General features: G+C 69.3%; 5 protein-coding genes. All 5 read left to right on the top strand.

Annotated elements, in window-relative coordinates:
* The first annotated feature begins 7 nt into the window (after positions 1 to 7).
* The 5 genes from EV675_RS18020 (at position 8) to recD (ending at position 12,069) form a co-directional block, all read left to right on the top strand.
* Positions 8 to 1,633, top strand: coding sequence for an ABC transporter permease (locus tag EV675_RS18020; protein ID WP_130358585.1), 1,626 nt, complete (start codon positions 8 to 10; stop codon positions 1,631 to 1,633).
* Between the two features lie 76 nt (positions 1,634 to 1,709).
* A complete protein-coding gene (locus tag EV675_RS18015) occupies positions 1,710 to 2,735 on the top strand; it encodes an extracellular solute-binding protein (RefSeq protein WP_130358584.1) in 1,026 nt (341 codons plus the stop codon).
* Positions 2,736 to 2,801: 66 nt separating this feature from the next.
* Positions 2,802 to 6,290 (top strand): exodeoxyribonuclease V subunit gamma, encoded by a 3,489-nt coding sequence (gene recC / locus EV675_RS18010; protein WP_130358583.1) that lies wholly within the window; start codon positions 2,802 to 2,804, stop codon positions 6,288 to 6,290.
* Entirely contained in the window at positions 6,287 to 10,009 is a 3,723-nt protein-coding gene (gene recB, locus EV675_RS18005; protein ID WP_130358582.1) for an exodeoxyribonuclease V subunit beta, read from the top strand. The genes recC and recB overlap by 4 nt, the downstream gene beginning before the upstream one ends.
* Complete coding sequence (gene recD, locus EV675_RS18000; RefSeq protein ID WP_130358581.1) at positions 10,006 to 12,069, top strand: exodeoxyribonuclease V subunit alpha; 2,064 nt, start codon at positions 10,006 to 10,008, stop codon at positions 12,067 to 12,069. The genes recB and recD overlap by 4 nt, the downstream gene beginning before the upstream one ends.
* The last annotated feature ends 51 nt before the right edge of the window (positions 12,070 to 12,120 follow it).

The following is a 12,120-nucleotide window of genomic DNA, read 5'->3' as shown; positions in this document are numbered from 1 at the left end:
GTATCCGATGCACCGACGCACCGCGCTTTCCTGGCCGGCCGCCGCTGTGGCCGCCTTCATCGCCTTGCCCATCGTCAGCCTGCTCTGGTCGGTGTCGAACGTCGACGCCGGTGCGCGGGACATCCTTGTCCACCTGGTCGACACGGTGCTGCCGGGCTACGCCGCGACCTCGCTGTTGCTGATGGCGGCAGTGGGCGTGGGCGCCGCGGTGGTTGGCATAGCCACCGCCTGGGTCGTGGCGGCCCACGACTTTCCCGGCCGCCGCATCTACGAATGGGCCCTGATCCTGCCGCTGGCCATGCCCACCTACGTCATGGCCTACGCCTTCACCGACTTCTTCCAGTTCTCGGGGCCGGTGCAGACCCTGCTGCGCGATCTGACCGGGCAGGCCCGGTTGCCGTGGTTCCCGGCCATCCGGTCGTGGTACGGAGCGGCGCTGGTCTTCGTCTTCGCCTTCTATCCCTACGTCTATCTGTTGACGCGCACCGCTTTCCTCGAACGCAGCCCGCGCCTGTCCGAGGCCGCGCGCACGCTGGGCTGCGGCCCGGCGCGGGCCTTTTTCGCGGTGGTGCTGCCGCTGGCGCGGCCGGCGGCGGTGGCCGGCATCACGCTGGTACTGATGGAGACGCTGGCCGATTACGGCGCCGTGTCCTACTTCGGCGTGCAGACCTTCACCACGGGCATCTACCGGGCCTGGCTGTCGATGGGAGACCGCATCGCCGCGGCGCAACTGGCATCGGCCCTGCTTGCGTTCGTGGGCGTGCTGGTCTGGCTGGAGCGCCGCAGCCGGACCCGCCTGCGCTTCCACGCGGGGGCCCAGCGCCAAGTGCAGGCGCCGCGCCGACTGTCGGGCCGCCATGCGGTCTGGGCCAATCTGGTGTGTCTCGTGCCGCTCACGCTGGGGTTCCTGCTGCCCGTGGCCATCATGCTGCGGTTCGCCGCCCAGGACCTCCACGTCATCGACTGGAGCCGCTATGCCATGTGGCTGGGCAATACCCTGCGGCTGGCGGCCGCGACCTCGGTGCTGGCCGTGGCGCTGGCGCTGGGGCTGGCCTACGCCGCCCGCCTGGCGCCCGGCCGGCTGGTGCGCGCCGCCAACAGCGTGGCGGGCATGGGCTACGCGGTGCCTGGAGCGGTGCTGGCTGTGGGCCTGCTGATCCTGGTGGGCGCGCTGGACGGCTGGCTGGAGGCCTGGGGATGGTCCTTCCAGGGGACGCTGACCGGTACGCTGACGCTGCTGGTCTACGCCTACCTGGTCCGCTTCCTGGCGGTCGCGCTGCAAACGACGGAAGCGGGGCTGGCCAAGATCACGCCGTCGCTGGACGCCAGCGCGCGCACCCTGGGGGCGGGAACCTGGGAACTGCTGGTGCGGGTGCACCAGCCGCTCTTGCGGCGCAGCCTGCTGACCGCCGCCTTGCTGGTGTTCGTGGACGTGATGAAGGAGTTGCCCGCGACCCTGGTGCTGCGGCCGTTCAATTTCGACACGCTGGCCGTCATCACCGACCATCTGGCCTCGGACGAACGGCTGGGGGAGGCCGCCGTCCCGGCGTTGACCATCGTGCTGGCCGGCCTGTTGCCGGTGATCGTGCTGGCGCGTGCCATTTCCCGACGGGACAAGCTGACGAAAAGCTGAAAGATTTGACGGAAGAGATGGGAATGACAATAATTCCTATCCGTTTTCAACTCGTCCTTGTCCCGAGGCCTCGTCCATGCTCAAGCCTTCCCTGCTGACCGCCGCCTTGCTGGCCGTCTCCGCCGGCGCCCATGCGCAGGAACTGAACATCTATTCCGCCCGCCACTACCAGACGGACGAGCTCCTCTACAAGGGATTCACCGACCAGACCGGCATCAAGATCAACCGCATCGAGGCCGGCGACGCCGCGCTGGTCGAGCGCCTGAAGAGCGAGGGCGCCAAGAGCCCGGCCGACGTGATCCTGATGGTCGATGCCGCGCGGCTGTGGCGCGCCGAGGCCGACGGCCTGTTCCAGCCGGTCAGCTCCAAGATCCTGGCCGAGCGCATTCCCGCCAACCTGCAAGGCGGCGAACCGGGCAAGGACCCGCAATGGTTCGGTTTTTCCACGCGCGCCCGCGTCATCGTCTACAACAAGGCGACCGTCAACCCGGCCGACGTCGATACCTACGAGAAGCTGGCCGACCCGAAGAACAAGGGCAAGGTCTGCACGCGGTCGGGCTCGCACCCCTACATGCTGTCCCTGCTGGGCTCGCTGATCGAGCGCAACGGCGAAGCTGCGGCCGAGAAATGGGCCCGGGGCATGGTGGCCAACATGGCGCGCAACCCGCAAGGCGGCGACACCGACCAGATCAAGGGCGTGGCCTCGGGCGAGTGCGGCGTGGCGTTGACCAACAACTACTACTACGTGCGCATGGCCCGGTCCGACAAGCCCGAGGACAAGGCCGCGATCGCCAAGATCGGCTTCCTGTGGCCCGACCAGGCGGGGCAGGGCGTGCACATGAACGTGGCCGGCGGCGCGGTGGCCCGCCATGCGCCGCACAAGGAAGCCGCGGTCAAGTTCCTGGAATACCTGGCCAGCGACAAGGCGCAGAACTATTTCGCAGCGGGCAACAACGAATGGCCGGCCGTGCGCTCGGTGAAATCCGACAACGCCGCGCTCGAGGCCCTGGGGGCGTTCAAGGCCGAATCGGTGTCGATCGGCGCGATCGGCCGCAACCAGGTCACCGCCCAGAAGATCCTGGACCGTACCGGATACCGTTGATCGCCCCTGCGGGCACGAGGGCGGCTCGGTAGAATGGGGGATTCACCCCCTTCATCGTGCCCGCGCATGTCCGCTGCCTCGCCGCTCGTTCCCGGTTTCATGGTCGTCCACGGCAATCGCCTGGAAGACCTGCGCGGACTGGCGGTGTCGTGGATGCAGCGGGCGCCGCTGCGGCCGCTGGAAAACGAAACCATCCTGGTGCAAAGCAATGGCATTGCCCAGTGGCTCAAGCTCGCGCTGGCCGAAGACCCGCGCGGGCAGGGGCAGGGCTGCGGCATCGCCGCCGCCATCGATGTCCAGCTGCCCGCCCGTTTCCTGTGGCGGGCCTATCGCCTGGTGCTGGGCCGAGACAAACTGCCGGAGACTTCTTCGCTCGATCGCAACGGGCTGACCTGGCGACTGCTGCGCCTGCTGCCGGCGCAGCTGGATCACGAGTTTTTCCTGCCGCTGCGCCGCTTCCTGGCCGACGACGCCAGCATGCGCAAGCGCCATCAGCTTGCCGAAAGGCTGGCCGACCTGTACGACCAGTACCAGGTCTATCGCGCTGACTGGCTGGACGATTGGGAACACGGACGCGACGTGCTGCGCACCTCGCGCCGCGGCACCGTCCCGCTGGCAGAGGAAGACCGCTGGCAGCCGGCCTTGTGGCGCGCGTTGCTGGCCGACGTGGGCGACGATGGCCTGATCCAGAGCCGGGCCGGGGTGCACCGCCGCTTCGTCGCCCGCATGGCGCAGCTGGACGCGCCGCCGCCGGGGCTGCCGCGGCGCGTGATCGTGTTCGGTATCTCTTCCATGCCCGCGCAGGCCCTGGAAGCGCTTGCCGCATTGGCGAAATTCTCGCAGGTGCTGCTGTGCGTCCATAACCCCTGCCAACATCACTGGGCGGACATCGTGGCCGACCAGGACCTGTTGCGCCACCAGTACCGGCGCCAGCGACGCCGGCCCGACATGCCCGCCACCCTGGATGCCGAAACGCTGCACAACTTCGGCAATCCGCTGCTGGCGGCCTGGGGCAAGCAGGGACGCGACTACATCCACCTGCTCGACACCTACGACGTGCCCGAGCGCTACCAGGAACATTTCGCCTCGATCAGCGACCGCCGGATCGATCTCTTCAACGAGGCCCCCGCCGAACATCTGCTGGCGCAGATCCAGGACGACATCCTGAACCTGCGGTCGCTGGCCGAGACCCGCGAGCAATGGCCGCCGATCGACCCGCAGGCGGACGAATCGGTGCGTTTCCACATTGCCCACAGCCCGCAGCGCGAAGTGGAGATCCTGCACGACCAGTTGCTGGCACGCTTCAATGCCGATCCGCAACTGCGTCCCCGCGACGTGATCGTCATGGTGCCGGACATCGATGCCTACGCGCCGCACGTGCGGGCGGTATTCGGGCTGGTGGACCCGGACGACGCCCGCTACATTCCCTTCACGCTGGCCGACCAGGGACAGCGGGGGCGGGAGCCGCTGCTGATCGCGATCGAGCATTTGCTGCGCCTGCCCGACAGCCGCTTCGCCGTCAGCGATATCCTCGACCTGCTGGATGTGCCGGGTGTGCGCAAGCGCTTCGGCATCCGCGAGGGCGAACTGCCCCAGTTGCATCGCTGGATAGAGGGAGCCGGCGTGCGCTGGGGGCTGGATGCGCAGCAGCGGGCCAGCCTGGGCCTGCCCGGCGGCATGGAGCAGAATACGTGGCGCTTCGGCCTGCGCCGCATGTTGCTGGGCTACGCGGTCGGCGCCGGCGGTCCCTACGGCGATATCGAGCCCTATGACGAAGTGGGCGGCCTGGACGCCGCCCTGGTCGGATCCCTGGACGCGCTGGTCGATGCCCTGGACCGGTTCCGCAGCGAACTGGCGGTGCCGGCGGCGCCGGCGCAATGGGGCGACCGCCTGCGCCGGCTGCTGGAAGCCTTCTTCGATCCTGCTTCGGAGCGGGAAGAGGGTATAGCGACCGGCCTGTCGCAGTTGCTGGAAGATTGGCTGGACACCTGCGAAAGCGTGGCGCTGGACGAGGCGCTGCCCCTGATCGTGGTGCGGGAGGCGTGGCTGGCCGGCCTCGACAGGGGCCGCCTGAACCAGCGATTCCTGGCCGGCTCGGTGAATTTCTGCACGCTCATGCCGATGCGCGCCATTCCGTTCAAGATGGTGTGCCTGCTGGGCATGAACGATGGCGACTACCCGCGCACCCAGGCGCCCCCCGACTTCGACCTGATGAGCGGCGACTATCGGCCCGGCGACCGCTCGCGGCGCGAAGACGACCGCTACCTGCTGCTGGAGGCGCTGCTGTCGGCCCGCGAGCAGTTGTACATCAGCTGGGTGGGGCGCAGCGTGCGCGACAACAGCGAGCGGCCGCCGTCGGTGCTGGTGGGCCAGTTGCTGGACCACATCGCGGCCGGGTGGACGCTCGAGGCCGAAGACCACGGGCGATCCCCGGTTGACGCACTGACCACCGTCCACCCGCTGCAACCCTTCAGCGCCCGCTATTTCCTGCACGGCGACGATGCATATTTCAGCTACGCCAGGGAATGGGCCGCGATGTACCAGTCCCCCGACAGCGGCACCGATGCGGCACCGGCCGCCTTGCCCCCTCCCGCCCCACCGGTGTCGACGCTGGACCTGTCCGCGCTGCAGGGCTTTGTCCGCGACCCGCTCAAGGCCTTTTTCAACCAGCGCCTGAAGGTGCATTTCGACGACACCGATCTTGCCTCCGAAGACGAAGAACCCTTCGCGCTCGACGGCCTGGGACACTACCAATTGAGCGAGCAGTTGCTGCAAGCGGCGCTGGACGCTCCCGACGAGGGCGCGGCGCAGGCCAGGCTGAGCGAGGCGGCCCGGGTCCTGCTGCGCAGCGGCCGGCTGCCATTGGCGGGTTTCGGCGAACATGACCTGGCGGCGCTGCTCGAGCCCTTGCCGGCGTTGCTGGACCGCCACCGGGCATGGCGGGCCGCCTGGCCGTGCGAGATCGGGACTTCGGTGGCCGTGGACGTCATGCATGAGGGACTGCGGCTGGAAGGCTGGCTGAGTGGCCTGCGTGGCGACGACAGCGGTGGACATCTGCTGATCGAAGTGGTGCCCAACGAACTGAAGGCCAGGGACAGAAGCCTGAAGTGGCACAGGCTGGTCCGGCCCTGGGTGGCCCACCTGGCCGGCAATGCCATGGGTCTGCGGCTGCGCACGGTGTTGATCGCCACCGATGGCGATGTGACGCTGCCGGCGTGCGCGGCCGAACCGGCACGCCGGTGGCTGGGCGAATTGCTCGATGCCTGGAGGGCCGGCATGCAGGCGCCGCCGCCGGTGGCCGTGCGCACGGCCTTCGCCTGGTTGTCCGCGCTGCCGGACCAGGAGGCGGCGCGCGCCCAGGCGCGCAGGGTCTACGAAGACGGCTTCAATACCGCGGGAGAGTCAGGACGCAGTCCCTACCTGGCGCGTCAGTATCCGGACTTCGAGGCACTGTGGTCCGATGGCGCCTTCGCCGCCTGGGCGGCCACCTTGTATCAGCCGCTCTTGGACGCGGTGACCGGCGCATCCTCCGGTCCGGGCGAGGAGGGTGAATGAACCTCGTCCAGACCTTCGATCCGGGCGAAGACCTGGCCCTGACGCTGCCGCTGCGGGGCAGCCGGCTCATCGAGGCGAGCGCGGGCACGGGCAAGACCTTCACCATCTCGGCGTTGTTCGTGCGGCTGGTGCTGGGCCACGGCGGCGAGCAAGCCGGCTTCGGCCGCGAACTGCTGCCGCCCGAGATCCTGGTGGTGACCTTCACCGATGCCGCCACCCAGGAGCTGCGCGACCGCATCCGCAGCCGCCTGGCGCTGGCCGCGCGTTATTTTCGCGGCGAGATCGACGCCCCCGACGAACTCGTCGCGACGCTGCGCGAACACTATGACGCGCAGCGATGGGCGGAGTGCGCGGGCAAGCTCGACATCGCGGCCCAGTGGATGGACGAGGCCGCGGTGTCGACCATCCACGGATGGTGCCAGCGCATGCTGCGCGAACACGCCTTCGACAGCGGCAGCCTGTTCACCCAGACCCTGGAAACCGACCACACCGGATTGCTGGCCGAGGTCGTGCGAGACTATTGGCGGCAGCATTGCTATCCCCTGCGGGGCGCGGCGCTGGAATGGGCGCAGGCGCATTGGGGCACGCCCGATGGGCTGCGCGGCCGGCTCGCGGGCCTGCTGGCCCATGCGGCACCGGCGCAGGTCGAGCGCCCCCTGCACGAGTTGCTGGATGCGGCGCTGGATGAAAGACAGGCCCGCCTGGCCACGCTGAAAGCACCTTGGCCGGCATGGGTGGCCGAACTGCGGCAGTTGTGCGATGAAGCCTGCGCCGGCAAGCGGGTCAACGCGCGGAAATTCCAGCCACGCTGGTACAACCCCTGGTTCGACAAGCTGCTGGCCTGGGCCGGCGACTCCACGCAGGAGAAGCTGGACCTGGAGAAGGGATTCGAACGCCTGACGCCCGCCTACATGGCCGAGGTGTGCCACCCCGGCCACGTCATCGACCATCCCGCGCTCCATGCCATGGCCGGCTTGAAGCAGCAGCTCGACGCGCTGCCTTCGGCGCAGGCGGCCATGCTGGCCCATGCCGCCGGATGGGTGCGCGCGCGCTTCGATGCCGAGAAGCGCAGGCGCGCGGAAATGGGCTTCGACGACATGCTGGACAACCTGGACGCCGCCCTGCACGGCGAAAACGGCGAACGCCTGGCCCAGGTCATACGGACACAGTTTCCGGTCGCCCTGATCGACGAATTCCAGGATACCGACACGGTCCAGTACCGGATCTTCGACCGCATCTACCAGATCGCCGACCGCCGCGACGATTGCGCGCTGCTGATGATCGGCGATCCCAAGCAGGCCATCTACGCCTTCCGCGGCGCCGACATCTACACCTACCTGCGGGCGCGGCGCGCCACCGAAGGGCGCCATTACACGCTGGGCACGAACTACCGCTCCAGCCGCGACATGGTCGACGCCGTCAACCGGCTGTTCATGGCGGCCGAGCGGCGCGAGCCGGGGCGTGGCGCCTTTCTTTTCCGGCGCGCCAGCGACAATCCACTGCCTTTCCTGCCGGTGCGCGCAAACGGACGCGCCGAGCGCTTCGTGGCTAGCGGCGAGCCGTCCCCGGCGCTGACCTTCTGGTTCGCCGAACAGGACACGCCCATGGGGGCCGGAGCCTATCGGGCCGAGATGGCGGCCGGTTGCGCCGGCCAGATCGTCCGCATGCTGGAAGAGGGCGCGGCAGGCCGCATGGGCTTCGAGCGCGGCGGGCGCATCCGCGGGCTGCGGCAGGCCGACATCGCGGTGCTGGTGCGCGACATGGGCGAGGCGCATGCCATCCGGACGGCGCTGGCGCGGCGCGGCGTGCGCAGCGTCTACCTGTCGGACAAGGATTCCGTTTTCGCCGGCGCCGAGGCGGCGGACACGCTGCTGTGGCTCCAGGCCTGCGCCGAGCCGGACGACGACCGCAAGCTGCGGGCGGCGCTGGCCAGCGCGACCCTGGCGCTGCCGCTGGCCGAACTGGACCGGGTCAACCGGGACGAGCGCATCTGGGAGGAATGGGTGCTGCGGTTCCGCGGCTACCGCGACCGCTGGCGCAGCCAGGGCGTCCTGCCCATGCTGCGGCGCCTGATGGACGACTTCGGACTGCCCGGCGCGCTGGCCCGGCGCACCGACGGCGAGCGGGTTTTGACCAATCTGCTGCACCTGGCCGAAATCCTGCAGCAGGCGGCGGGCGAACTGGACGGCGAACAGGCCTTGATCCGCCATCTGGCCGGCCACCTGGGCCAGGAAGGACAGACCGCCGAGGCGCAGATCCTGCGCCTGGAAAGCGACGAACAATTGGTCAAGGTCGTGACCGTGCACAAGTCCAAGGGACTGGAATACCCGCTGGTGTTCCTGCCTTTCTCCTGTTCCTTCCGTCCCGCCGACAGGTCGCGCCCGCCGCTGCGCTATCACGACGAACAAGGCGGGCTGGTGGTCAGCATCGCGCCCGACGCCGACGAAGAAGTCCTGGCGGACCAGGAGCGCCTGGCCGAGGATCTGCGCCTGCTGTACGTGGCCTTGACCCGCGCGCGCCACGCCTGCTGGCTGGGCGTGGCGGACCTGCGGCCGGGCCGTTCCGGCGGATCGAGCTGGCATCGCTGCGCGCTGGGATATCTGCTTGGCGGCGGCGCCGAGCTTGCCGCGTCGCGCGATCTCGTCGGGCTGTTGCAGGCCGAAGCCGGCGATCTCGACCATGTTCGCGTCGAGCCGTTGCCGGCGCCTGGAGACGGCGTCTTCCGGACGGAACGGCCGGCGATGGCCCGCCCGCGCTACCGCATGCCGCAGCGCCGCACGGGCGAACCCTGGTGGATCGCGTCATACAGTGCGCTGCGCATCGCCAGCCAGGCCGTGGATGACGCAGGACCCGCGGCCGCCGGCCGCCATGGCGACCTGAGCCCGGAAACCCCGGAAGACCAGAAGCTGTTCGACGACGACGCGGGCGACATCGACGAAGGGCAAACGGCCCAGGTGTCCACGGGCAACGGCATGCACAGGTTCCCGCGTGGTCCGGGACCGGGGACCTTCCTGCATGGCTTGTTCGAATGGGCGGGCGAAGAGGGCTTTGCCGACGTCGCGGGCGACGACCGGCGCATCCTCGACGCGGTGGCCCGCCGCTGCAACCGGCGCGGATGGGAGGCCTGGATCACGCCGCTGGCCCGCTGGCTGTCGGCGCTGCTGAACGACGATCTTCCGCTCGGCCCCCGCGGCGCAGCCTTCAGATTGGCCGGGCTGACGTCCTATCAGGTGGAAATGGAATTCTGGTTCGAGAGCCGCCACGCCGACGTCCGCCACATCGACGCGCTGGTGCGCCGCCATGTGCTGGACGATGCGCCGCGCCCGGCCCTGGAGCCGGCCTTGCTGAACGGCATGTTCAAGGGTTTCATGGACCTGGCGTTCGAGCACGAGGGCCGCTACTACGTTGCCGACTACAAATCCAACTGGCTGGGAACTTCCGACGCCGCCTATACGATGGAGGCCATGCGCGGCGAGATCCTGGCCAAGCGATACGACCTGCAGTACGTGCTGTACCTGCTGGCGCTGCACCGGCAGCTCGCCCTGCGGCTGCCCGACTACGATTACGACCGCCACATGGGCGGCGCGGTGTATCTGTTCCTGCGCGGGTCGCGCGCGCCGACCAGGGGCGTGTTCTTCGACCGTCCGCCGCGCGAGCTGATCGAAGCGCTGGATCGCCTGTTCGCGGGCACCCCGCAACCCGCGGAGGCCGGCCGATGACACCGACCGCATTCAACTACGAACTGCCGTTCGATGCCCCAACGCCGACGTCGCCCGACTTGCGCGATCCTCCCGCCTTGCTGTCGATACTCGATGCCTGGGTGGCGCGAGGGTGGCTGCGGCGCCTGGATCGGGCATTCGCCGGTTTCCTGTACGACTGCGAGCCCGATACCGATCCGCAGGTCGCCGTGGCGGCCGCGCTGGCCAGCCATCAACTGGGCCACGGCCATGTCTGCCTGGACCTGGCATCGACGCTGCAGAATCCCGACGAAGCGCTGTCGCTGCCGCCCGAAGGCGAGTCGGCGCTGGCCATGCGCCTGCCCTCCGACGTGCTGCGGGGCCTGGACCTGCCAGGCTGGCAGGGCACCCTGGCGGCCAGCCCTCTGGTCGAAGTCGTCGGGCAGGAAGGAAAGGCCGGCGCCGGCTCGCCCCTGGTGCTGGATGGCCAGCGGCTCTATCTGCGCCGCTACTGGGATTTCGAACGGCGGATTGCCGATGCCCTGCGGCGACGCCTGCGGCAGCCGCCGTTCGAGGTTCCGGATCTGGCCGAGGCCTTGACGCGGCTGTTCGGTCCGCCTTCGGGCGGGCCGGATTGGCAGAAACTTGCATGCGCCATCGCCGCCCGGGGCAGCATAGGCATCGTCACCGGCGGTCCGGGTACCGGCAAGACCACCACCGTGGTACGCCTGCTGGCCCTGCTGCAAATGTCGGCGGCCGCGCAGGGCAGGCCGCTGCGCATCCTGCTTGCCGCGCCTACCGGCAAGGCGGCGGCGCGCCTGTCCGCATCCATCGGGGAACAGGCGGGACGGTTGCCCGTGCCGGATTCCATACGGGCGACCATTCCCACCGACGTCACGACGCTGCACCGCCTGCTGGGCAGCCGTCCCGACACCCGGCACTTCCGCTACCACGCGGGCAATCCCCTGCCGATCGACATGCTGGTGGTGGACGAAGCCTCCATGGTCGACGTGGAGATGATGGCGAACCTGGTCGATGCCTTGCCGGACCCGGCGCGCCTGGTGTTGTTGGGAGACAAGGACCAGCTGGCCTCCGTGGAGGCCGGCGCCGTCCTGGGGGACTTGTGCCAGGATGCGGAAGCGGGGCGTTATTCGGAAGCCACCGTGCGGTGGCTGGAAGCCATCGGCGGCGCGTCCCTGGACGGCGCGGGCCTGCAGCCCGGCGATCCCGTCCGACATGCCATGGCCCAGCAGACCGTCATGCTGCGCCACTCGCGGCGGTTCGGCGCCGACAGCGGCATCGGCCAGCTCGCCGGCGCCGTCAACCGCGGCGACGCCGCCCAGGCGCGGCGCATGCTGGAGCCCTCCGCCGCGCGGCAGGAACCGGACATCCACGACGTGTTCGCCCCCTCGGGCGAGGCACTGGACCGCCTGCTGCTCGATGGCCATGCGGCCTCCGGCGGGAACGGGCCACAGGGTTACGCGCGCTACCTGGACGTCATGCGGCGCCTGCGGCCGCCAGCGGGCACGGCCGCCGACGATCCGGCATGGGAGGCCTGGGCCCGGACGGTGCTCGCCGCCTTCGACGAGTTCCAGTTGCTGTGCGCGCTGCGCAAGGGCGACTACGGCGTCGAGGGACTCAATGCCCGGGTCGCCCGCGCCTTGCTGGCGCGAGGGCTGATCGCACAGGACCATGGATGGTACGAAGGGCGCCCCGTGCTGGTGACCCGCAACGACTACGGACTGGGACTGATGAACGGCGACGTCGGTATCGCGCTGGCGGTGCCGCAGGGGGAGGGCCTGGCGCTGCGGGTGGCGTTCCTGCGCAGCGATGGCGTGGCCGGCGTCCGTTTCGCGCTGCCCAGCCGCCTGAGTGCCGTCGAGACCGTGTTCGCCATGACCGTGCACAAATCGCAGGGGTCGGAATTTGCCCATACCGCCTTGCTGCTGCCCGACAAGCCCAGCCCCATCCTGACGCGCGAACTGGTCTATACGGGAATCACCCGCGCCAAGACCTGGTTCACGCTGATCGAGCCGGCGCCCGGGGTGTTCGAGGAAGCGGTGGCGCGCAGGGTGCGGCGGGTCAGCGGTCTGGTGGTATGACGTGACGCGTTTCCGGGAACTTTGGGCTCCCACGAAGTCGTTCTGCCAGTT

The sequence above is a fragment of the Pigmentiphaga kullae genome (assembly GCF_004216695.1).
Classification (GTDB): domain Bacteria; phylum Pseudomonadota; class Gammaproteobacteria; order Burkholderiales; family Burkholderiaceae_B; genus Pigmentiphaga; species Pigmentiphaga kullae.
Note: the sequence above shows the minus strand (reverse complement) of the source record. Positions and strands in the feature narration are given on the sequence as shown.